Raw genomic sequence first — 20,649 nt, 5'->3', positions numbered from 1 at the left:
CCGGGATCCGTCGAGCGCGCCCTGCAGCGTGGCGCCGATGGTCGCGGCGAACAGCACGGCGTCGAGCTGCCACGCCACGAGGCCGACGACGGACAGGTCGCCCATCGGCGTGATGATCGGCGCGGACAGCGCCAGCGGCGGTGGGCCCTTGGCGGCGGACGCGAGGCGTACCAGCACCACCGCGGCGATGAGGGCGGCGACCGTACCCAGATCGCCCCACGCCACTTCTCCCCCGCCGCCGGCCACCGCACCCGCGCCGCCGAGCGCGATCCCTCCCAGCAGCGGCGCCCACGCGTGCGCACGGATCATCGCGCCGTCGCTCACCCCGAACAGGCGGGGCGTGGTGACGGCCAGCACGGCGTGCCGCAGCCCGTCGCTGAGCGGTCCCAGACCGGCAAATACCAGCAATGCTGCTCCGATTCGCACCGCCCACCCCAGCAGCCCGGGCACGTCCGGAGCCGCCGCGAAGGCCCAGCCGCCCACGCCGAGCGTGAGCACGCCCACCACGGCGCGTAACGGAGTGCGCGCCGTCGCCACCAGGTCGGCCCGCGCCACCGCCCAACCGAAGCGCCTGCCCCCGACGAGCCGCCATCGGCGCCCCACCGTGGGCGGGGCGCGGAACTCGGCGAGGGCTGTCGAGACGTCCCCGCTGGTGGCCGCCGAGGTCGCACCCTCCCACCGGCGGGACTGCTCGACGATTCCGGGACCGTCGAGGCTGTCCAACAGGAGCGGCGTGGTCCCGGCCGCGGCGAGCGCGACGGCGGCCAGGAGCACCAGCTGCAGCACGGGCACGGTCGCCGAACCGTCGGGCCACGTCGCGGCGGCCCACGACCACGGCAACACGTCGGCGGCCGGCCACGCGAGCCCGGCCGCGACGGCCGCGAGCAGCGCGATGGGCACCGCCCACACGGCCGCACCCCGCGCTGCCTGCCCGGCGAGCCACGCCCCGGCGACCAGCAGCCCGAAGAACACGGATGCGACCAGGCCCGCCCCGAGCTGGGCCGCGGTCATCGCGTCCGCATCGGCCAGCGGTCCGATGAGGATGGCGGTGACAGCCAGCGACACCAGGACCACCACCACCCCGGACCGGATCGCTGCGCCCAAGAAGGCGCGTCGCCGCGGCACGTCCGAGGTGGCGAGGGCGTGGGCGACGAAGGGCCGCGTCACCGCGGGTCCCCGCGTGGTGCCGATCGCGAACGTGGCGGCCAGTACGCCGCCGAGCACGGCCGACACGGCGGAGGCCGTCCCGGGTTGAATCAACACGTCGAGCACGTCGGGGCGGCGAAAGGCTCCCGCGACCCCTCGGATGGCCGGGGCGCCGTAGATGAGCACCACGAGCGCGCCCACGTAGATGGCATAGACCACCGCCCCGGCTCCGCCGCCCGACTGCCGGCGCCGGTACTGGCGCCAGAACAGCGACAGACGACTAGTCGCCATGGGTGGTCCGCACCTCACGCAGCCGGACCTTGGGGCCGGTGAGCGCGGCGGCGAGCGTCGCGTTGTGACTCGCCACCACCAGGGTCGCGCCGTCCGCCCGCTCCGCCTCGAGCAGCTCCGCCAGCACCACCACGCGGTCCGCGTCGAGGCGCTGTTCGGGCTCGTCGAGAAGCAGCACGTCGCAGGGGCGCACCAGGGTCATCGCGAGGGTCGCCATCTGCGCCTGGCCCGAGGACAGCTCGTGCGGGAACCTCGTGGCCAGCGCGCCCACCCCGAAGGCGTCGAGCACGCCGCCGCCGCGGCTGCGGGCGTCGGCCGCGGCCATGCCCCACGAGAGGCCCACCAGGGCGAAGTGCTCCTCGAGGGTGAGGTTGTGCGCGAACGGCGGTGGCCCCACCAGCGCCGCGACCAGCGCGCGGAAGGACGGGTCCTTCTCGTCCGCGGGGGCCCCGCCCACGTGTGCCGTGCCGGTCGCGGGGGCGAGCACCCCGGCGAGGATGCGCAACAGGGTGGTCTTGCCCGCGCCGTTGGCGCCGGTGAGCGTGACCGCCTCGCCGGCGAGAGCGGTGAAGCTGACCGGCGCCAGCACCTGCGCGCCGCCCAACGTCGCGGTCACCTTGCGGACGTCGATCACCGCATCGTCGCGACGCGATGGCTTCGAGGCCGGGGGTTTGCTCACGATCCCCCACCCTAGGCCAACGGCGCACGGGTACCGTGAGCGGCATGCGCCCGATGCTGTCGCTGCTCCTCGTGGTCGCCCTGGCGGCGTGCTCGGGCGACCCTGCCCCCGCCGCCACCGCATCCGGAGCCGCGGCGGGCGCGACCCCGACCCGGGCCGAGCAGCGGCTGGACGCGATGTCGGAGGCCGTCGCCGAGTGGTCCGCTGCCGCGACCATCCAGGAGGCGCACCGTGCCGCGGAGTCCGCTCGAAACCTGGTGGTCGGGCCCGGCGGGCCGCTCTACGGCGACGCGGACGGCGACGGCACCACCGGCGGGGAGTCCGACACGGGCCTGCTGCCCGCGCTGGACGGCTCCCCCGGCCTCGCCGATGCGGGCGAGCCCAACCCGTGCGTCGAGGCGGACGTGCTGGGAGGGCCGTGGGACGATGCGCGGGCTCGGTGGGACATCATGCTCACGGCGATCGACGAGTGGGCTCCTGACCACAACACGTTCCCGTCGCTTCCCTCGCACCCGCAACGGGTGGTGGGCTGGGCGACGCTGACCCTCGCCAGCGACGACCTCGACCTGGCGCACGAGTACGCGGGCCATGCGCGGCTGCACGTGGACGTGTCAACCGCGGCCTACGAGGGATGCGACGCCTAGGAGATTGCGATCTCCTCGAGCTGGCCGGCGATGGACTCGGCCCAGTCTCTGACCCGGGTGAAGTCGCGGAAGTCGCCCTTGGGCGGGTTGAGGGCCCGGATGAGCGCCTTCTCCCCCACGTTGAGCTTCTCGTAGTCGAGCGCACCCGGGAACCGGGCGTGCTCGTGCGCGGCGACCTCCCGAGCGAAGGAATCGGACTCGTCCAGCGGCTGCCCGGGCTTGACCACGGTCTCCATCCCCACGGAGAACAGCCACACGTCCTTGGTGCGGAGCTCGTCGCGATGCGCCTTCAGCAGGCCCGAGGCGTCGCGACGCCACAGCCCGCCGTACACGGCGGAACCAAGGATGACGGCCTCGTAGTAGTGGATGCCCTGGACGTCGCCCGCATCCCGGAAGTCGACCTCGAAGCCGTGCGTGGCGATCTGGTCCGCGATCCGCTTCGCGACCTCGCGGGTGGCTCCGTACTTGGAACCGACAGCGACCAGTACCTTCATGGTGACCTCCTCCGGGAGTGAGAGCCTTCATCGTCCCGTGGCCGCACGCGGCAGCTCAGGGACGAACGTCCTTCACTATTCGACCACGAGCACCAGATCGCCGCCCGCCAGGGACTGCGCCGCGCTGCTGACCACGCGCGTCACCGTGCCCGCGACGGGGGTGGTGATCGACGATTCCATCTTCATGGCCTCGATCACCGCGACGGTCTGGCCGGCCTCGACCTCGTCGCCCTCGGCCACGGTCGGATTCACCAGCCCGGTGAACGGCGAGGCGATGTGGCCCGGGCGGCCCGGATCGGCCTTCTCGCGCTGCACCACGTCCACCTTGGCGGAGAGGTCACGCACCTGGACGGGCCGGATCGAGCCGTTGAGGTTGAAGATGACCGTGCGCTCGCCGTGCGAATCGGGCTCGCCCACGGCCTCGATGGTGGTGATGATCCGTACGCCCGGGGACAGCTCGATCACGGCCTCCTCACCCGAGCCGACCGTCAGGCCGTAGAGGTAGTGGAAGGTGTCGATGACGGAGATGTCGCCGTACTTGTCGATCGCCGCGTCGAAGTCCTTCGCGGGCCCGGCGAACAGCAGGTGGTTGAGCCGGCGCTGGCGCGCCTGGCCTGGCACCGCGATCACGGCCAGGTCGTCCTCCGTGAGCTCTGGGATCTTCCGCTGCACGTCGCGACCCTTCAACGCCTTCGTGCGGAACGGCTCCGGCCATCCGCCCGGGGGGTCGCCCAGCTCGCCCGCGAGGAAGCCGATGACGGAGTCGGGCAGGTCGTACTTGTCGGGGTTCTCCTCGAAATCTGCGGCATCGGCGGAGTTCGCGACCAGGTGCAGGGCGAGGTCGCCCACCACCTTGGACGAGGGCGTCACCTTGACCAGGTTGCCGAGGATCCGGTTCGCCGCGGCGTACATGTCCTCGATCTGCTCGAACTTGTCCGCGAGGCCCAGAGAGATCGCCTGCTGGCGCAGGTTGGAGAGCTGGCCGCCGGGGATCTCGTGGTGGTACACGCGGCCCGTGGGACCCGGCAGCCCGGACTCGAACGGCGAGTACAGCCGGCGGACCGACTCCCAGTACGGCTCCAGATCCTGCGCGGCCGAGAGCGCGATGCCGGTGTCCCGTGTGGTGTGCTCGAGCGCGGCGATGAGCGCCGACATCGAGGGCTGCGACGTGGTGCCCGCCATGGCAGCGTTCGCCACGTCGACCGCGTCGACGCCAGCCTCGGCGGCCGCCAGCAGGGTGCCGATCTGACCACCCGCGGTGTCGTGCGTGTGGAGGTGCACGGGCAGGTCGAACCGCTCCCTGAGGGCCGATACGAGGGTGAACGCGGCCGCCGGGCGGAGAAGCCCGGCCATGTCCTTCACGGCGAGCATGTGCGCGCCGGCCCCGACCAGCTGGTCAGCAAGCCTCAGGTAGTAGTCGAGCGTGTAGAGCTTCTCGTGGGGCGAGATCATGTTGCCCGTGTAGCACAGCGTCGCCTCCGCGATGGCCGTGCCGGTGCCGCGCACCGCCTCGATCGCGGGCCGCATCTGCTCGACGTCGTTGAGCGCGTCGAAGATGCGGAAGATGTCGATGCCGGTGGCGGCGGCCTCCTCCACGAACGCCACCGCGACCTCGTCGGGGTAGGGCGTGTACCCGACGGTGTTGCGGCCGCGCAGCAGCATCTGCAGGGCGATGTTGGGCATCTGCGCCCGGAGGTCCGCGAGCCGCAGCCACGGGTCCTCGGACAGGAATCGCATGGCCACGTCGTAGGTGGCGCCACCCCAGCACTCGACGGACAGCAGCTCGGGAGTCATGCGTGCCGTGTGCCCGGCCACGGCGAGCAGGTCGAACGTGCGGACCCGGGTGGCCAGCAGCGACTGGTGGGCGTCGCGCATGGTGGTCTCGGTGACCGCCAGCGTCGACTGCTCACGCAGTGCCTTCGCGAAGCCCTCGGGTCCCAGCTCGAGCAGCCGCTGCCGGGATCCGGCCGGCGGCTCGCCCTCGAGGCTGATGTCCGGCAGCTTGTCGCCGGGTCGGACCACGTCGTCCGCGTGCTCGCCGTGCGGCCGGTTGACGGTGGTGTGGCCCAGGTACGCGAGCAGCTTGGTCGACCTGTCCTGGCTCTCCCCCACCTGCAGCAGCTCCGGCCGCTTGTCGATGAACGAGGTGTTGACTCCACCGGCCTGGAAGTCCGGGTCTGCGAGCACGGCGCGCAGGAACTGGATGTTCGACGTGACGCCGCGGATGCGGAATTCGGCGAGGGCACGCTGGGCGCGGCGCACCGCGGTCTCGAAGTCGGAACCGCGGCATGTCAGCTTGACCAGCATGGAGTCGAAGTGGCCCGTGATGGTGTTGCCGGCCATACCGGTGGCGCCGTCGAGGCGAACGCCCGCGCCGCCCGGCGAGCGATACGCGACGATGCGGCCGGTATCGGGCAGGAACCCGTTGCTGGGGTCCTCCGTGGTGACGCGCGTCTGCACGGCGAAGCCGGTGACGCGGATGTCCTCCTGGCGGATGCCCAGATCCTCCAGCGTGTCACCCGCGGCGATCCGCATCTGCGACCGCACCAGGTCGATGCCGGTGACCTCTTCGGTCACGGTGTGTTCGACCTGGATGCGCGGGTTCATCTCGATGAAGACGTGCTGGCCCGCGCGCTCGCCCTCGGTGGCGACCAGGAACTCCACGGTTCCGGCGTTCACGTAGCCGAGGCTCGTGGCGAACTTGACCGCGTCCTCGCACAGAGCGTCACGGATGGCCGGGTCCAGCGCGGGCGCGGGCGCGATCTCGATGACCTTCTGGTGACGTCGCTGCACCGAGCAGTCGCGCTCGAACAGGTGCACCACGTTGCCCTGCGCGTCGGCCAGGATCTGCACCTCGATGTGGCGGGGCCCCAGCACGGCCTGCTCGAGGAACACGGTGGGATCCCCGAAGGCGTTCTCGGCCTCGCGCATCGCCGCGGCCAGCAGCTCGGGCAGGTCCTCGCGCCGCTCGACGCGACGCATGCCGCGGCCGCCACCGCCGGCGACGGCCTTGACGAAGATCGGGAAGCCGATGCGGTCGGCCTCGGCGATGATGACCTCGGGGTCGCGGGACGGCTCGGAGGACTCGAGGACGGGCACGCCGGCCTGCTTGGCGGCCTTGAGCGCCGCCACCTTGTCGCCCGCCTTCGCCAGCACGTCCGGCGGCGGGCCGATGAAGGTCACGCCCTCCTCGGCGCAGCGGCGCGCGAAGTCCACGTTCTCGGACAGGAAGCCATAGCCGGGGTAGATCGCGTCGGCGCCCGCGCGCTTCGCGACGTCCAGGATCGCCTCGACGTCCAGATAGGCCTTGACAGGGTGGCCCTCTTCGCCGATCTGGTACGCCTCGTCGGCCTTCACCCGGTGCTCGGACATCCGGTCCTCGTACGGGAACACCGCGACGGTCTTGGCCCCGTTCTCGAACGCGGCCCTGAAGGCCCGAACGGCGATCTCTGCACGGTTTGCCACGAGGACTTTGGCGAACATCTGGTTCCCTTCGACGTTGGGAACATCCTGCCAGGTTTCCAGGTGCCAGTCAGCCGTCAATCTGCCCAGGCGGATGGCGCACAGGGGATGACCCGGTGGCGCGGTGAGCGGCCGAGGGTCGCGTCAGCCGGCCTGGGTGCGGCGGGAGCGCCGGGCGGCGAGCTCGTCGACGCCGAGCGGCGCCGTGGGCTCGTCGGGGCGGTCCGCCGGCAGCGCGGACAGCGAGCCCTCGAGCTCCCGCCACACTTTGCCGAGCGCGATGCCGAACACGCCCTGCCCGCCCTGGACCAGGTCGATGACCTCGTCGTCGGACGTGCACTCGTAGACCGAGGCGCCGTCCGACATCAGGGTGATGCGCGAGAGGTCCTCGACGCCACGCTCGCGCAGGTGCTCGACCGCGGAACGGATCTGCTGGAGGGACACCCCCGAGTCGAGGAGCCGCTTGACCACGCGCAGGACCAGGATGTCGCGAAATCCGTACAGCCGCTGCGTGCCCGACCCGGTGGCGCCGCGGACCGTGGGCTCGACCAGCCCGGTGCGCGCCCAGTAATCGAGCTGGCGGTAGGTGATGCCGGCGGCCTTGCAGGCGGTGGGACCGCGGTATCCCGCGTTCTCATCCAGCGTGCGAAGGCCATCGTCGAAGAGGATGCCCTGATCGACCATCGGAGGTAGACGGTGGCCGGGCTCGTCGGTCATCTCTCCTCCTGGCTTCAACCTTGAGTTCAACGTTAGGGGCGGCGGGGTGCCGGGTCAACGACCGCGACCACGTGTCGCGGGACTATCCTCGCACCCGATGCCGGACGGCCGCGGAGAACGCGGCGATCGCCGCCTGACCGAACTCCACGGCGGCCGCCTCGGCCTCTCCCCCGCCGCGGCGCCGCAGCGGCGCGGCCACCGCCTCGGCGCGGTCGGCCTCGCGGCGAGCGGCCAACACCAGGGTGCGCAATGCGCGCACGTCGCCCCCCGCGCCCAGGTACGCAGAGGCCGCCACCACGACCTCGAGCGCGGCCGGCTCGAAGCCGTCGGGCACCGACGGCGCCACGATCCCCGCATCGACCAGCTCCGTGAGGGTCGCGAGGCTCACTCCCCCGCGCTCCGCCACGGCGGCGGCCGTGAGGTAGTCGTCCGGTGCCTCGTCGATCTCGGCGAGAGTGACGGGCTCGTGCAGCAGGCCGGCGTCGAGCGAGTCGAGCAGTTCGCGGATGACGGTCAGCGGGCGATAGTGATCGCGCTGCTGGCGCAGGACGAACCTCAGGCGCTCCACGTCGGCGGGCGAGTACTGGCGGTAGCCCGCCGCTGTCCGTCCCGGGCTCACCAGGCCGTTGGCGTCGAGAAAGCGCAGCTTGGACGGGGTGAGCGTAGGAAATTGGCGCTGCACCAGCGTCAGCACGTCGCTGACGCGCAGCAAGGGCTCGTGGGACAGCGCATGCGGCCACGTTCCGGACAGCACCTCGGGCGCGGTCGCGACCGGGTCCACCGTGCCCGCGCGGCGAGCGGCCTGGGGCATGTCAGGCCTGGGTGCCGGGGTAGAAGGTGAGCCGGTACTTGCCGATCTGCACCTCGTCCCCCGCCGCGAGCCTGCGCTCGGTGACGTTCTCCCGGTTGACATAGGTGCCGTTGAGCGAGCCGTGGTCGCGAACGATGAACACGTTGCCGTCGCGGATGAACTGGGCGTGCTCGCGGCTCACGGTCACGTCATCCAGGAAGATGTCGGACTTCACCGACCGCCCAGCAGTGGTGATGTCGACGTCGAGCAGGAATCGCGCACCCATGTTGGGACCGTGGTGAACGATCAGCAGGGCGTGGTCGGGGCCCAGCGCGTCCACGGCGGACTCGTCCACCGAGCTGAGACGGTGCGGCACTCCCTCGTCCACCGGTGCTGCGGAGTCGAGCGACATCGTCCTCTCGACGGGGCTCTCATCGAACGTCATGACGCCTCCTTCGGCTCGGATCGGTCGGACGTTCTCATCCTAGGCCCGCGGACCCCTCGGGTGGAACGGCGGCGCGCCCTCGCGTGGTGCTCGCACGCGCCCGCAGGTCGCGCACGTAGCCGATCCCCGCGTACCAATAGACCACCCCCGCGCCCGCCGCGCCGGCGATGGCGACGGTGAGGAGTGCAGGCACGTCGGGGAACACCACCGCCGCAAGATATGCGGCGGGGAGGAAGACGTACAGCGCCGCCGTGGCGGCCTTGCCCGCGAACGTCACCTGGGACGAGGAGATCCCGCGCCGATGCGCAAGCAACAGCGCCGCGCCCACCACGAGGTCGCGCGCGAACAGGAAGGCGACCAGCCACCAGGGGATGATGCCGCGCATCGCGAGGCCCAGCACCACGGCAAGCGTGAGGAGCCGGTCCGCCGCGGGGTCGAGCACGCGGCCCAACCTGGTCACCTGTCCCCAGCGGCGCGCGAGGTAGCCGTCGAGGAAGTCGCTCACACCCGCGGCCGCGAGGGCCGCGATCGCCCAGCCGTCGTGGTGCCCCACGAGCAGCACGGTGAACACCACGATGAGCGCGATGCGGATCGCGCTGATGAGGTTGGGAACCGTCCATACTGCGTCGGACGGCTCGATCTCCGGTTCGGCTCCGTGCGGCTCGGCGGCTTCCACGGCGGCCAGTCTAGGGCTCGTTCAGGAATGCGCTTCCTGCTCGAGGACCTTGTCGACCGTCTCCGCGGCGATCCGTGTGGCCTCGTCCTCACTCGCGCCGCGCGCGAGTTCCTTGGCCTTGATCTGCTCGAACTTGTAGTGACGCGTGTCCATGACGCTCTCTTCGCCCATCGTGCACCTCCATCGCTGCCGGTCGGACCCTTCCAGCCTATGCCTTCGAGGCTCCCGCGTCAGGGCGCCGACACGGCCTCGAAGCGCACTCCGCGCTCCCCCGCCTCCGTGAGGCGAACGCGAATCCGTCGTCCCGCGTGGAGGGTTCCGGTCGCGCGTCCGAGCACGGGCGGCGAGGCGAGCTGCACGGTGTCCGAGTCGAGCGCGACCGCGTCGAATTCCTCTCCCACGTGCGGGGCCAGCATCGCCGTCTCCACGGCGTCGATGCACGCCCGGTCCACGGCCGCCGCGCGCCGAGCCCCGTCTGCCATCCGCGCCGGGACGGTGGGCAGCGCGTCCCTCACCCATGCCGGCACGTCGCGGCCTGCAGAGTGAGCCAGACAGATCTCGGTCGCGAAACGGTCCACCAATCGCCGGAGAGGAGCGGTGACGTGAGCGTACGGCGCGGCGAGCGCCCCGTGCTCGACCACCGACGGCACGGGAAGGTCCGATCCGTCGAAGGCCACCCAGGCGGCGCCGCGGAAGAGCCCCGTGGCGTGCGCGAGGAACGCGGCATGCGCGGGGAGGGTGGCGTCCAGGGAGCGAAGCAGCTCGGCGTACTGCACGTCGTCGGCCCAGTCGATCTCGAGCGCTCTCGCCTGGTGGCGCAGCCGCGCGACCGCCTCGGGCTCCGCGGGCGGCATGGTCCGCAGCAGGCCCACCCCCGCGTCGAGCATCAGCCGCGCCGCCGCCTCGCCAGTGAGCAGCGACACCTGCGCGTTGTCATCCTCGATCCCCGACGCGGCGCGCATCTCGAGCGTCACCTCACCGTCGCGCACCTCGACCTCCTGAGACGGCCGCGGAAGGGTGACGCCGCCGCGCGCAGCCACGTGATCGCGGCGCGCGGCGCCGAGCCGCCCGAGCGCGGGGACCAGCGAGCCGCCCCGTTCCGGTGCGGCAGTCAGCTCCGCGTAGGCGTACCGACGGCGCGATCGCACCCACGCCCGCTCGACGCGGGTGGCCCCGAGCGCCCCCGCGGCGTCGACCTCGATGGTCCACAGCACCGCCTTGGTGCGCTGATCGGGCAGGAGCGAGGCGTATCCCTCCGACATCTGCGGCGGGTGCAACGGCGCCTTGAGGTCCGGGCAGTACACGGTCGATCCGCGCCGTCGCGCCTCCGCATCCACCGCGCCGTTCGGGGTCACGTGGGCGGCGACGTCGGCGATCGCATAGCGCACCGTGAAGCCACGCTCATGCTCGTCGATCGCCACCGCCTGATCGAGGTCGAGCGATCCCTCGGGGTCGAGGGTCACCAGCTCGACCGCGGTGGCGTCGACGCGCGCCTCGCCGATGTCGACCGCATCGTCGCCGTCCCGACTCTGACGCGCCTCGTCCTGGGCCGCCTGCGAATGCTCGATCTCCACCCCGTGTGCGGACCTGATCGCCGCGAACACGGCTCCCAACTCGGTGAGGGGCGCGTGGGCAACGGTGCGGCGCGTGACCATTCCGCAAGCCTAGGCCGCCCGTGCGCGATCACGGCGTCTCGGGCCGGGCCTACCATGGGAACATGCCGGACGTTGACCTCGATGAACGCGACCGGGCTCTGTGGCGAGCCCTGACCCTGATGGGTCGACGGCTGGTCGCGGGCCTCGAGCAGCGGTTGCAGAGCCAGGCGGCGATCTCGGTGCCGGACTTCGACATCCTGACCGCGCTTGACGCCACCGAGGACGGCCGCCTCCGCGCCGGATCGCTGGGTGAGCTCCTCGGGTGGGAGAAGTCCCGCACGTCGCATCACGTCTCCCGGATGGAGGAGCGGGGGCTGGTGCGCCGCTTCACCTGCGACGAGGACCACCGGGGCACCTGGGTCGAGATGGGAGAGGCCGGGCGCGAGGCGCTCGACCGTGCGCTCCCCGTCTTCGCCGCGCACCTCAAGGACGGCCTCGTCGACGTGGTGTCTCCTGAGGAGGCTGAGGTGGCGGCGAGGGTCGCGCTGCGTGTGCTCGAGGCCGCACCCGCGTCGAGCTGCAGCGCAGAGATCGACCGCCTGGCCGAGGAACTGGGCGTAAGCGCCACTGCGACGTCCTGACCGGATCCGCCCGTCCCGCCGCGACCGGCGACAGCCCTAGGCTTGAACCCATGCCCGACTCGACGCACCTCGCCGCCTCGGTGGCGATCATCGGGGCCGGTCAGGCGGGGCTCGCGGTCGCCTACCACCTGCGCAGGCGGGGCCTCGCGGGCACGAACCACGTGGTGGTGCTGGACCGCGGGCCCGGCCCCGGAGGGGCGTGGCAGCACCGCTGGGAGACGCTGACGCTGGGCGGGACGCATCGTTTGCACGATCTGCCGGGGATGTCCGATACGGGCCTGACGTTCGCGGCGGCCCCCGCCGATCGGCCGGCGCGCGAGGTGGTTGCCGAGTACTACGCCGAATACGAGCGCAGCCACGGCATCGACGTGATCCGCCCGGTGACCGTGACGCGCGTCGAGCATGCGGGCGGCGGATATCGGGTGATGTGCTCACCGGACTCGGCGATCTCGACGGTCTCGGCCCGGGTGGTGGTCTCCGCCACGGGTACGTGGACCAGCCCGCGGATACCGGTGATGCCGGGTCGGGACCGGTTCCGCGGCGTGCAGATCACCACCGCGCAGTACACCGGACCGGCGCGCTTCGACGGACGCCGGGTCGCCGTGGTGGGAGGCGGCACCTCCGCCCTCACCTTCCTTGATGAGGTGGGCGATGTCGCCTCCGAGGTCCTGTGGTTCACGCGCCGTCCGCCCTCGTTCCACAACGAGGAGGTGGAGCTGTCACCCGAGCGCGGGCGTCGGGCGGTCGCGATTCAGGATGAGGCCGCGCGCGCAGGCCGGCCGCTCCCCTCCATCGTCTCCGTCACCGGCCTGCCGCGGTCGGCCTTGGTGCGCCGCCTCGGAGCCGCCGGGAGGCTCGAGCGCCGCCCCATGTTCACGGCGATGACCGAGTCAGGACTGATGCTTCGCGACGGAGAGCACGTGCCCGTCGACGCAGTGATCTGGGCCACCGGGTTCCGCCCGGAAGTGGCTCACCTGCGCCCTCTGGGCGTGATCGGCGAGACCAGCGGGATCGTGGTCGAGGACGGCAGGGTGCACGGCGAGCCCGGCCTGTTCCTCGCCGGCTACGGCCCGCAGGCCAGCACGCTGTCCTCGAATCGGGCGTCGCGTATCACCGCCCGAGCCATCGCCGAGCTGCTCGCGGAGCCTCGCTAGAGCCCGTCCACCACCGCATCGGCCACGGGCCACGGCGTGCCGAACCGATGGGCCGTGACCGCCACCGCCTGCTCCTGGAGGAAGGGCAGCAGCTCGAGCTCGGGCGCACCGGTCACCGGGCCGTCGTACACCGCCAGCTCTGGTCGCTGCGGGAAGGCCCCGCCCACCAGCCTAAGGCGGACCCCCAGGCGGCTCTCGAGCCTGGCGGCCACCGCATCGTCGCTCTCCACGGTGACGGCGAGCCCGGAGTCCAGGAGGCGCTCCGTCAGGCCGGCGCCCGGCGTCGACGCGCACGAGACGCCGCCCGAGCCGCCGGCACGCAGCCGTGCGGCGCAGACGCGTAGCAGCGCGGCCTCATCCTCGCCGTCCCAGCGAATCTCCGTGTCGGCCGGCCGGTACCGCAGCACGTTGTGCTCCGCGGCCAGCCCAGACCTGTCCACGGCCGCGCCGAAGATCCGCCCCCACGCGATGGCATCCGCCGCCGCAGCGGCCCGCACCCAGGCAGGTGCCTCGGCGACCAGCGGGAGGCCCGTTGCCGGGTCCGGCGCGTCGTCGACCAGTTCGTCGGCGATGTCGACGCGGGCCCACCCCGTGAGCCCCAGGAGGTAGGACGGCCCGCCGGCCTTGGCGGTGGGCCCCACCACGGAGCGCTTCCACCCGCCGAACGGCTGACGCTGCACGATCGCGCCGGTGGTGCCCCTGTTGACGTACAGGTTGCCCGCCTCGACCCGGTCGCTCCATCGCGCGATCTCCTCGCCGTCCAGCGAATGGAGCCCGGCCGTCAGCCCGTAGTCGACGGCGTTCTGCACCTCGATCGCCTCGTCGAGCGTGGCGGCGGTCATGATGCCGAGGACGGGGCCGAAGCATTCGGTGACGTGGAACCACGATCCGCGCGCGACGCCGGTGCGCACGCCGGGGCTCCAGGAGGTGCCGGACGCGTCCAGGGCCCGCGGCTCGACCAGCCAGGTCTCCCCCGCCTCGAGCGTGGTGAGTGCCCGGCGCAGCTTGCCCGCGGCCGGCTCGATGATGGGTCCCATCTGCGTGGAGGGGCGATCCGCCGGGCCCACGTCAAGCGAGCGCACCGCGTCCTCCAACTGCGCGTGGAAGCGCGGCGACGTCGCCACCGAGCCCACGAGGATGACGAGAGACGCGGCGGAGCACTTCTGACCCGCGTGGCCGAACGCCGACTGCACGATGTCGCGGACGGCGAGGTCGAGGTCCGCGCTTGGCGTCACCACGATCGCGTTCTTTCCCGACGTCTCCGCCACCAGACGCAGGCCCGGCCGAACGCGGTGGAACAGCTGGGCCGTCTCGTAGGCGCCCGTGAGGATGGCCTGGTCGACGCGCGGATCGCCCAGCAGCGCCGAGCCGAGCCGCTCGGGGTCGAGGTCGACCAGCCTGAGCACATCGCGGGGCACCCCCGCCTCCCACAGCGCCTCCGCCAGCACGGCCCCGCAGCGCGCCGACTGCTCGGCTGGCTTGAGGACCACGGCGGATCCCGCGGCGAGCGCGGCGAGCGTCGACCCTGCCGGGATGGCGATGGGGAAGTTCCAGGGCGGGGTGACCACGGTGACGTCGCGCGGGACCGGGCGCGCACCCTCGAGACGATGCAGGTCCAAGGATCGCGCGGCGTAGTAGTGGGCGAAGTCGACGGCCTCGGACACCTCCGGATCCGACTGGTCGAGCGTCTTGCCTGCCTCGGCCATCATCACGGTCACCAGGTCCTCGCGGCGGCGCTCGAGCGCGCGCCCGGCGGCGTGCAGCACGGCCGCCCGGTCCTCGGGCGTGCGCGCCTGCCATCGCGCCGCGCCCGCCTTCGCCGCGCCGATCTCCCGTGCCACGCCCGCGTGATCCTCGAGCCGGGCGCGCTTCACGGTGGCGACACCCAGGTTGGAAGCGGCGGCTCCGGACCGCACTCGCCGAGCCCACTCGCGGCTGGGCTCGAGGGATGGGTCGGTGTCCGGTGTGTTGGCGAAGGCGGTGTCGCCCTGGAGCGCGGGGGCGGATCCCGCGCCGGCGGCGCCGGAACGATGCGATGAGGCGGCGGGGAGCACGGAGAGCTTGAGTGACGCTCGGAACCGGCGCTCCTCTCGAGCGAACACCTCCGGGTCCTCGAGGTCGAACAGCGCGGACATGAAGTTCGACGGGCTTGCGACCTCCTCGAGCCTGCGCACCAGGTAGGCGAGCGCCACGTCGAACTCCGCCGGGTGGACCACGGGCGTGTACAGCCGTATCGGCCCCGCGTCGCGCGCAACCGCGGCGGCCACGTGCTCTCCCATCCCGAGCAGCATCTCGACGTCGATGCTCGCGGCGACGCCCCGCTCGCGAGCCGTCATCAGCGCGTGCGCGATGTCGAAGAGGTTGTGGCCGGCAATGCCGATCCTCACGGCCCGGGTGCGCTCCGGGGTCAGCGCGTAGTCGAGCACCCGCTTGTAGTGGGCGTCGGACTCGGCCTTGGTTTCCCAAGTCGCGAGCGGCCAGCCGTGGAGCTCGGCGTCGACGTGCTCCATCGACAGGTTCGCGCCCTTGACCAGGCGCACCTTGATGGGAGCGCCGCCGGCGGCGACGCGCTCCGCCGCCCAGCGCTGGAGGTGGCGCATCGCGGGCAGGGAGTCCGGCAGGTAGGCCTGCAGCACGATGCCGGCGGTGAGGCGCGTGAGGCCCGGGCGCTCGAGCAGGCGCGTGAACACGGCGATGGTGAGGTCGAGGTCCCGATACTCCTCCATGTCGAGGTTGACGAAGGCGCCGTCCTTCCGCGCCGCCAACTCGTACAGCGGGACCAGGCGCTCGACCACCGCGTCCACGGCCTCGTCGAAGGCCCAGGCCGAGTGCGGAGCGACGGCCGCGGAGACCTTCAGCGACACGTAGTCGACGTCCTCGCGTTCGAGCAGCTGCATGGTCCGCGCGAGGCGTCGGTCCGCCTCCTGGCTCCCCAGTACGGCCTCGCCGAGCAGGTTGAGGTTGAGCCGGCTGCCGCCCGCCCGTAGCCGGCTCAGCGCCGGGCCCAGGCGCGCCGGCGAGGCGTCCACCACCAGGTGGCCCACCATGCCGCGCACCACCCGGCGGCACACGGCCACCACGGGACGCGGCGCCACGTGGGACGCGAGGGCGCCGGCCCGCAGCGCCACCTGCTGGTAGCCGGGCAGGAATCCGTGATCGCGAGCGACCACCCGGCGCAGGCTCGCGGCGGCCACGCGTGGGTCCTCCGGGCGCACCACTCCGTCGACGAAGTCCGTGAGGAACGCGAGTCCGCCGTCATGGCCGAGCATGCGCGCGAGCATCCGCGCAGAGCCGTCGATGGGGTGCTCCTGCGCGCGCTCGAGCCAGGTGCGCACCTGCGCGACCGTGTCCTCGGGCGTGTGCGTGCGCTGGCGCGCTGCGGCGTCGCTGACAGTCATGGTGCTCCTCTCCCGCGCCCAGTCTGAGGTCAGCGATCGCGCAGCACCAGCGACGATTTTTCACCAATATTCGGTAGTTCAACTTATGATTGTTGGATGCTCGACCTGACCCGACTGGTGGCCCTCCGCGAACTGGCGCTGCGCGGCACCATCGCCGCGGCGGCCGACGCCATGGGCTACACGCCGTCGGCGGTGTCGCAGCAGCTCGCCGCGCTCGAGCGCGAGGCAGGGGTGGCGCTCACTGTCCGCTCCGGACGCAACGTGGTGCTCACCCCCGCGGGTCAGCGGCTGGTCGCCCGCACCCACCAGTTGCTCGACACCATGGAGCTCGCGGAGTCGGAGCTGCACGACCGTGCCGCACAGGCCGCAGGCACCGTCAGGCTCGCGGTTTTCCAGTCCGCGGCGCTCACGCTGGTGCCCGGCGCGCTGCTGCGCCTGCGGGAGTCCCATCCTCGCGTTCGCGTCCACGTGACGCAGAGCGAGCCCGGCGCGGCCCTCGCTGACACTTGGGCCCGGGACTTCGACCTCGTGGTCGCCGAGGAGTACCCCCATCACTCCGCGCCGCACTACCCCGGCGTGGCGCGCCGGCCCCTGGTCACAGATGATCTGCTGCTGGCCGTGGGCGGCGCGTGGTCGGACGCCGAGTCCGTGCGCGACCTCGCCGACGCGGTCTGGGTGATGGAGCCACAGGGCACCAGCACCCGTCACTTCGGAGAGCAGACGTGTCGCGTCGCGGGTTTCGAGCCCGACGTCCGGTTCGAGACGGCTGACCTTCAGGCCCACGTCCTCCTGGTCGAGCGCGGGCTCGCCGTGGCGATCCTGCCCGGGCTCATGGTGGCTCACACCGGGATGGGTGCCCGCACCTTGACCCTCGATGGTGAGCCGCGGCGGACCGTGTTCTCCGCGATGCGCCAGTCCTCCCGCGTCGACCCCGCCGTCGAGGCCGTCAGGCTCGCCCTCGAGGCGCAGGCGCGCTCCCTTCATCGGGCGGCGTGACCGCGCGGGTCGGAGTCGCGGGCGAAGCCTCGACCTCGGTGGTGCCGGCTGCGCCGTCCCACACCGACCGCGCGAGCAGCGTGGCCCCCGCGACCGCCGCCGGCATCGCCACCACCGCGCCCAGCGGCAGCAGGAACGTGACGAACACCGCCGCTCCGAAGATCACCGTGCGGGCGCGATACGGCCGGAGCACGGCCATGCGCTCCCGCCGGGTGACGATGCCTCGCCGGGCGAGCGGGTAGGCGGTCAGCTCGATGGCAAGCAGGCGGCCACCTACGAGCGCGCCGGTGGCGAACGCGAGGCCGGAGCCGACGACGGGTACGAGGCCGAGCACGAGCAGCGAGAGGGAGACCGCGATCGAGATCGCTACCGTCAGGCTTCCCTCGCGGATCCCCCTCAGCGTCGCGGGCCACCACGGTTCGTCGGGCGCCGGAGACGCCAGCCCGCCCGCGTCCGCATCGATGCGTCGGGAGATCGCCTCGAAGAAGGGCTGACCCACCAGCAGCGTCACCGAGGTGAACAGGGCCACGGCCACCAGCCCGCCCGCCACCAGCACCGCGATCGCCGCCGTCGCGGCCAGCAGGGGCTCGAGGGGTCCGTCGCCCACGAGCGGACGCGCGATCCCGTGTCCGATCCTCTCGACGCTGAAGCCCAGCGCCACCAGCCCGGCCGTCAGGGCGACCGCGGTGATCAGCGCGGGCAGCGCGCCCACCACCATGAGCCGCGGCGCCCTGACCCACGATCCGAACCCGGCGAGCGCGAGACGCAGCCCGGCGAGCATCTCTCGGGCCATGCGGCCGGGGCCGCGGTGCGTCGCCATGCCGCGATGCTAACCGGCCGGCCGGTGCGCGGCTACAGTGGCGCCGAGTCCCCGTGGAGAGGAGCCCCGGTGCACGATCTGGTGCTGCGTGACGCACGCCTGTGGGGCGGCTCCGCCACGGACATCGCCATCGAGGGCGGGGTCATCGTCGCGGTGGGTCCCGGCGCCGCACGCGGACGCGAGGAGCGGCGGCTGGACGGCAGGGTGGTGCTCCCCGGCCTGTGGGACGCGCACGTGCACTTCACCCAGTGGGCGCGGACCCTGCGCCGGCTCGACGTCTCGGCGGCGCGATCCGCCGTCGACGTATGCGACGCGGTGCGCAGCGCCGTGGTGCCCGCGGACTCGTTGCTCGTCGCCTTCGGCTTCCGGTGGGGCACGTGGGCGGAGCCGCCCACGCTCGCGGCGCTCGATGCCGCCAGGATCGCTCCCACCGTGGTGCTGTCGGGAGATCTGCATACCTCATGGGTGAATTCGGCCGCCGCCGTCCGACTCGACCTGCCCGGCGCCGGGCTGCTGCGGGAGGACGCCGCCTTCGCGGCGCAGCGCGTGCTCGACGCGGAACCCGTCGCGGTCCACGCGGTGGCGGCGGCCGTCGCGGCGGCGAGCGCGCGGGGGGTGGTGGGCATCGTCGAGCTGGAGATGGCGGACAACGTCACGGACTGGACGCGGCGCATCGATGCCGGGATCGATGGCCTGCGCGTCCGTGCGGGCTTCTATCCGGACATGCTCGAGGGTCGCGTCCGGGAGGGCGCGCGCACGGGGCTCACGGTGAGCGGCAGCCAAGGACTGCTCACCCACGGGCCGCTGAAGGTCATCACCGACGGCTCGCTCAGCACGCTCACCGCTCACTGCATGGATCCCTATCCGGGCGGCGGTATCGGGGTCCAGAACGTGTCCCCGGATCAGTTGGTCGAGTACCTGCGCGTCGCGGCGGCCGCCGGACTCCAGGTGGCCGTCCACGCCATCGGCGACCGCGCCAACACGATCGCGCTCGATGCCTTCGCGGCGACCGGCGCGCACGGCACCATCGAGCATGCGCAACTGGTCACCGTGCCGGACCTGCACCGGTTCGCGCCGTTGGGGGTCACCGCCAGCGTGCAGCCCGAGCACGCCCTTGACGACCGGGACGTGGCGGACCAGCTCTGGGCCGGTCGCACCGGGCGATCCTTCCCCCTGCGCGCCCTCCTCGACGCGGGAGCACGCCTGACGCTCGGCTCCGATGCCCCCGTCGCGCCTCTCGATCCGTGGATCTCCATCGCGGCGGCTGTGCACCGCACCCGAGATCATCGGCCTGCGTGGCACCCCGAGCAGGCCATCTCCGTGGAGGAGGCCATCCTGGCCTCCGTGCGGTCGAGCGTCGCGCCGGGACAGCCCGCGGACCTCGTGGCGCTCGACGCGGACCCCGGCGCGGCCGATGCCGCCGTGCTGCGCGCCATGCCGGTCGCGCTCACCCTGGTGGCTGGCCGCGTCACGCACGACGCGTCCTGACCGCCGGTCAGGACACCAGCGTGGCGCTCTCCAACGCGATGTCGACCCCGGCGAGCGCCTTGGAGATGGGGCAGTTGGCCTTCGCACCCTCGGCGAACCGACCGAACTCGAGCTGATCGATGCCCGAGACCTTGCCGTGGACGGTGATGATGCTGGTGGTCACGCCCACACCGGCCTCGAATTCGACCTGGACCTCGACGTCGAGCCACGCCGGTGGCGTGCCGTTCTGCTCGAGGTCGAAGGACAGCGCCATCGAGAAGCACGCGGCGTGGGCGGCCGCGAGCAGCTCCTCGGGGGTGGTCCTGCTGCCCTCGCCCTCGGACCTGGCCTTCCAGTCGACCGCGAACTCGCCGTTGCCGGAGGCGAGCGCGGCCCGCCCCTCGCCGGTGGTGAGCCCGCCGTACCACTTCGCCTTCGCCTTGCTTGCGACCGCCATGACGCGCCTCTCTCGATTCCAAGTCTCTGTCCGGACTAGCATCCCCCGGCGCGGCCCGCGGGACAAGCGCGGCACCGCTGAGGGCGTGGCGGACGCGCTGTCAGTCCGCGAGTGCGGCCGCGTAGGCGGCGACCGATCTCCGGTACCGCGGCAGCGTGGGCACGAGCGCCTCGATGGCCGTCCGTAGCGCCTCGGCGCCCCGGCCGGCGTCATGGAGCGCAAGAGCGAGGAACGCCGCACGCGCGCCCTCGTGGGCCTCGTCGACGGGCTCGCGCAGCAGGTCGATCGCCGCAGCGTAGTCGCCGTCGGCCCGCAGCGTGCTCGCGAGCTGGAGACGGGCGCGGCCCGCGACCTCCGCGTCGAGCCCACCACCGAGCGCCTCGCGGTAAAGGGTCGCCGCCTCGCGCCCCATCCCGAGCGAGTCGTGCACCCCCGCCAACTCGAACGCCGCGAGGGGGCCGTCGACATGCTCCACCGCGAGGAGCCGGCGCATCCGCTCCACGGTCCCTGCGGGGTCCGACGTGTCGAACGCGGGAGATCCGTAGAACAGGTCGATGTGCGCGTCCCAGTCGGTCATGCGTCGACGGTAGCCGCCGGGGATGTCCGCAGGGCGCAGGCCCGCTCGCGACGCACGCGGGCGGCGAGCGCCCAGGCCAGCAGCGCGATCGCGCCGGCGGCGAGGTAGGGCTGGACCGGCTCGAAGAACTGGATGGCGCCGGTATACCCCAGAGCGAGCAGCACGAGCTTGTTGCACACCGGGCAGCCCACGGCGAAGAA

19 protein-coding genes and 1 pseudogene are annotated in these 20,649 nt (G+C 72.5%); 5 read left to right on the top strand and 15 right to left on the bottom strand.

The features are described from left to right. Both Q0L54_RS03285 and Q0L54_RS03280 read right to left on the bottom strand, forming a co-directional pair. Nucleotides 1-1,437: hypothetical protein (locus tag Q0L54_RS03285; protein ID WP_296665475.1), on the bottom strand; the 1,437-nt coding region annotated here is incomplete at its 3' end. Next, nucleotides 1,427-2,116, bottom strand: coding sequence for an ATP-binding cassette domain-containing protein (locus Q0L54_RS03280; RefSeq protein WP_296665474.1), 690 nt, complete (start codon nt 2,114-2,116; stop codon nt 1,427-1,429). The genes Q0L54_RS03285 and Q0L54_RS03280, both read right to left, overlap by 11 nt. 44 nt (nt 2,117-2,160) lie before the next feature. On the opposite strand from Q0L54_RS03280, the gene Q0L54_RS03275 reads away from it, so the two are divergent. Continuing rightward, the gene (locus tag Q0L54_RS03275; RefSeq protein ID WP_296665473.1) at nt 2,161-2,760 is read left to right on the top strand and encodes a hypothetical protein; all 600 of its coding nucleotides are present in this window, start codon (nt 2,161-2,163) and stop codon (nt 2,758-2,760) included. Here the strand turns inward: Q0L54_RS03275 and Q0L54_RS03270 are convergent. The 8 genes from Q0L54_RS03270 to Q0L54_RS03235 all read right to left on the bottom strand — a co-directional run bounded on the left by Q0L54_RS03270 (nt 2,757) and on the right by Q0L54_RS03235 (nt 10,999). Beyond that, a complete protein-coding gene (locus tag Q0L54_RS03270; protein WP_296665472.1) occupies nt 2,757-3,254 on the bottom strand; it encodes a flavodoxin domain-containing protein in 498 nt (165 codons plus the stop codon). The genes Q0L54_RS03275 and Q0L54_RS03270 overlap by 4 nt on opposite strands. 75 nt (nt 3,255-3,329) lie before the next feature. Continuing rightward, on the bottom strand, nt 3,330-6,737 hold the full coding sequence (locus Q0L54_RS03265) for a pyruvate carboxylase (protein WP_296665471.1): 3,408 nt from the start codon (nt 6,735-6,737) through the stop codon (nt 3,330-3,332). A 123-nt stretch (nt 6,738-6,860) separates the two neighbouring features. Then, nucleotides 6,861-7,433 carry a MerR family transcriptional regulator gene (locus Q0L54_RS03260; RefSeq protein WP_296665470.1) on the bottom strand — a complete coding sequence of 191 codons (573 nt, stop codon included), beginning with the start codon at nt 7,431-7,433 and terminating at the stop codon, nt 6,861-6,863. Between the two features lie 82 nt (nt 7,434-7,515). Next, nucleotides 7,516-8,244: a MerR family transcriptional regulator gene (locus Q0L54_RS03255; protein WP_296665469.1), complete on the bottom strand. Its 729-nt coding sequence runs from the start codon at nt 8,242-8,244 to the stop codon at nt 7,516-7,518. 1 nt (nt 8,245) lies between these two features. Further along, nucleotides 8,246-8,635, bottom strand: coding sequence for an FHA domain-containing protein (locus Q0L54_RS03250; RefSeq protein WP_366937927.1), 390 nt, complete (start codon nt 8,633-8,635; stop codon nt 8,246-8,248). 67 nt (nt 8,636-8,702) lie between these two features. Continuing rightward, entirely contained in the window at nt 8,703-9,344 is a 642-nt protein-coding gene (locus tag Q0L54_RS03245) for a CDP-alcohol phosphatidyltransferase family protein (protein WP_296665467.1), read from the bottom strand. A gap of 21 nt (nt 9,345-9,365) precedes the next feature. Next, complete coding sequence (locus tag Q0L54_RS03240; RefSeq protein WP_296665466.1) at nt 9,366-9,515, bottom strand: hypothetical protein; 150 nt, start codon at nt 9,513-9,515, stop codon at nt 9,366-9,368. A 59-nt stretch (nt 9,516-9,574) separates the two neighbouring features. Continuing rightward, complete coding sequence (locus Q0L54_RS03235) at nt 9,575-10,999, bottom strand: RNB domain-containing ribonuclease (RefSeq protein WP_296665465.1); 1,425 nt, start codon at nt 10,997-10,999, stop codon at nt 9,575-9,577. A gap of 62 nt (nt 11,000-11,061) precedes the next feature. Here Q0L54_RS03235 and Q0L54_RS03230 point away from each other — a divergent pair, with 62 nt between their 5' ends. Beyond that, nucleotides 11,062-11,580, top strand: a complete 519-nt coding sequence (locus Q0L54_RS03230; RefSeq protein WP_296665464.1) for a MarR family transcriptional regulator — start codon at nt 11,062-11,064, stop codon at nt 11,578-11,580. Nucleotides 11,581-11,630: 50 nt separating this feature from the next. Further along, nucleotides 11,631-12,734: an FAD-dependent oxidoreductase gene (locus tag Q0L54_RS03225; protein WP_296665463.1), complete on the top strand. Its 1,104-nt coding sequence runs from the start codon at nt 11,631-11,633 to the stop codon at nt 12,732-12,734. On the opposite strand, the gene Q0L54_RS03220 is transcribed toward Q0L54_RS03225, so the two are convergent. Further along, nucleotides 12,731-16,132, bottom strand: coding sequence for a bifunctional proline dehydrogenase/L-glutamate gamma-semialdehyde dehydrogenase (locus tag Q0L54_RS03220; RefSeq protein WP_296665462.1), 3,402 nt, complete (start codon nt 16,130-16,132; stop codon nt 12,731-12,733). The genes Q0L54_RS03225 and Q0L54_RS03220 overlap by 4 nt on opposite strands. 96 nt (nt 16,133-16,228) lie before the next feature. On the opposite strand from Q0L54_RS03220, the gene Q0L54_RS03215 reads away from it, so the two are divergent. Beyond that, nucleotides 16,229-17,128, top strand: coding sequence for a LysR family transcriptional regulator (locus Q0L54_RS03215; RefSeq protein ID WP_296665461.1), 900 nt, complete (start codon nt 16,229-16,231; stop codon nt 17,126-17,128). Here the strand turns inward: Q0L54_RS03215 and Q0L54_RS03210 are convergent. Then, nucleotides 17,079-17,948, bottom strand: a complete 870-nt coding sequence (locus tag Q0L54_RS03210) for an EI24 domain-containing protein (RefSeq protein WP_296665460.1) — start codon at nt 17,946-17,948, stop codon at nt 17,079-17,081. The two genes, Q0L54_RS03215 and Q0L54_RS03210, sit on opposite strands and share 50 nt — an antisense overlap. 69 nt (nt 17,949-18,017) lie before the next feature. Here Q0L54_RS03210 and Q0L54_RS03205 point away from each other — a divergent pair, with 69 nt between their 5' ends. After that, a complete protein-coding gene (locus Q0L54_RS03205; RefSeq protein WP_296665459.1) occupies nt 18,018-19,436 on the top strand; it encodes an amidohydrolase family protein in 1,419 nt (472 codons plus the stop codon). A gap of 7 nt (nt 19,437-19,443) precedes the next feature. Here Q0L54_RS03205 and Q0L54_RS03200 read toward each other — a convergent pair whose 3' ends face one another. The 3 genes and pseudogenes from Q0L54_RS03200 to Q0L54_RS03190 all read right to left on the bottom strand — a co-directional run. Next, nucleotides 19,444-19,872, bottom strand: a complete 429-nt coding sequence (locus tag Q0L54_RS03200) for an OsmC family peroxiredoxin (protein ID WP_296665458.1) — start codon at nt 19,870-19,872, stop codon at nt 19,444-19,446. A gap of 100 nt (nt 19,873-19,972) precedes the next feature. Continuing rightward, nucleotides 19,973-20,449: a tetratricopeptide repeat protein gene (locus Q0L54_RS03195; RefSeq protein WP_296665457.1), complete on the bottom strand. Its 477-nt coding sequence runs from the start codon at nt 20,447-20,449 to the stop codon at nt 19,973-19,975. Next, nucleotides 20,446-20,649: pseudogene (locus Q0L54_RS03190) on the bottom strand (hypothetical protein); the annotation flags it as partial. The pseudogene Q0L54_RS03190 and the gene Q0L54_RS03195, both read right to left, overlap by 4 nt.

It is taken from the genome of Demequina sp. (assembly GCF_024642165.1).
In the GTDB taxonomy this organism is placed as follows: Bacteria; Actinomycetota; Actinomycetes; order Actinomycetales; family Demequinaceae; genus Demequina.
This window is presented reverse-complemented; position numbering and strand designations above follow the sequence as displayed.

Excerpts from the sequence above, each read along its gene's own strand:
- Q0L54_RS03275 (WP_296665473.1), top strand. The coding sequence starts at position 2,161 with ATGCGCCCGATGCTGTCGCTGCTCCTCGTGGTCGCCCTGGCGGCGTGC.
- Q0L54_RS03270 (WP_296665472.1), bottom strand. The coding sequence starts at position 3,254 with ATGAAGGTACTGGTCGCTGTCGGTTCCAAGTACGGAGCCACCCGCGAG.
- Q0L54_RS03265 (WP_296665471.1), bottom strand. The coding sequence starts at position 6,737 with ATGTTCGCCAAAGTCCTCGTGGCAAACCGTGCAGAGATCGCCGTTCGG.
- Q0L54_RS03260 (WP_296665470.1), bottom strand. The coding sequence starts at position 7,433 with ATGACCGACGAGCCCGGCCACCGTCTACCTCCGATGGTCGATCAGGGC.
- Q0L54_RS03255 (WP_296665469.1), bottom strand. The coding sequence starts at position 8,244 with ATGCCCCAGGCCGCTCGCCGCGCGGGCACGGTGGACCCGGTCGCGACC.
- Q0L54_RS03250 (WP_366937927.1), bottom strand. The coding sequence starts at position 8,635 with ATGTCGCTCGACTCCGCAGCACCGGTGGACGAGGGAGTGCCGCACCGT.
- Q0L54_RS03240 (WP_296665466.1), bottom strand. The coding sequence starts at position 9,515 with ATGGGCGAAGAGAGCGTCATGGACACGCGTCACTACAAGTTCGAGCAG.
- Q0L54_RS03235 (WP_296665465.1), bottom strand. The coding sequence starts at position 10,999 with ATGGTCACGCGCCGCACCGTTGCCCACGCGCCCCTCACCGAGTTGGGA.
- Q0L54_RS03230 (WP_296665464.1), top strand. The coding sequence starts at position 11,062 with ATGCCGGACGTTGACCTCGATGAACGCGACCGGGCTCTGTGGCGAGCC.
- Q0L54_RS03225 (WP_296665463.1), top strand. The coding sequence starts at position 11,631 with ATGCCCGACTCGACGCACCTCGCCGCCTCGGTGGCGATCATCGGGGCC.
- Q0L54_RS03220 (WP_296665462.1), bottom strand. The coding sequence starts at position 16,132 with ATGACTGTCAGCGACGCCGCAGCGCGCCAGCGCACGCACACGCCCGAG.
- Q0L54_RS03215 (WP_296665461.1), top strand. The coding sequence starts at position 16,229 with ATGCTCGACCTGACCCGACTGGTGGCCCTCCGCGAACTGGCGCTGCGC.
- Q0L54_RS03210 (WP_296665460.1), bottom strand. The coding sequence starts at position 17,948 with ATGGCGACGCACCGCGGCCCCGGCCGCATGGCCCGAGAGATGCTCGCC.
- Q0L54_RS03200 (WP_296665458.1), bottom strand. The coding sequence starts at position 19,872 with ATGGCGGTCGCAAGCAAGGCGAAGGCGAAGTGGTACGGCGGGCTCACC.
- Q0L54_RS03195 (WP_296665457.1), bottom strand. The coding sequence starts at position 20,449 with ATGACCGACTGGGACGCGCACATCGACCTGTTCTACGGATCTCCCGCG.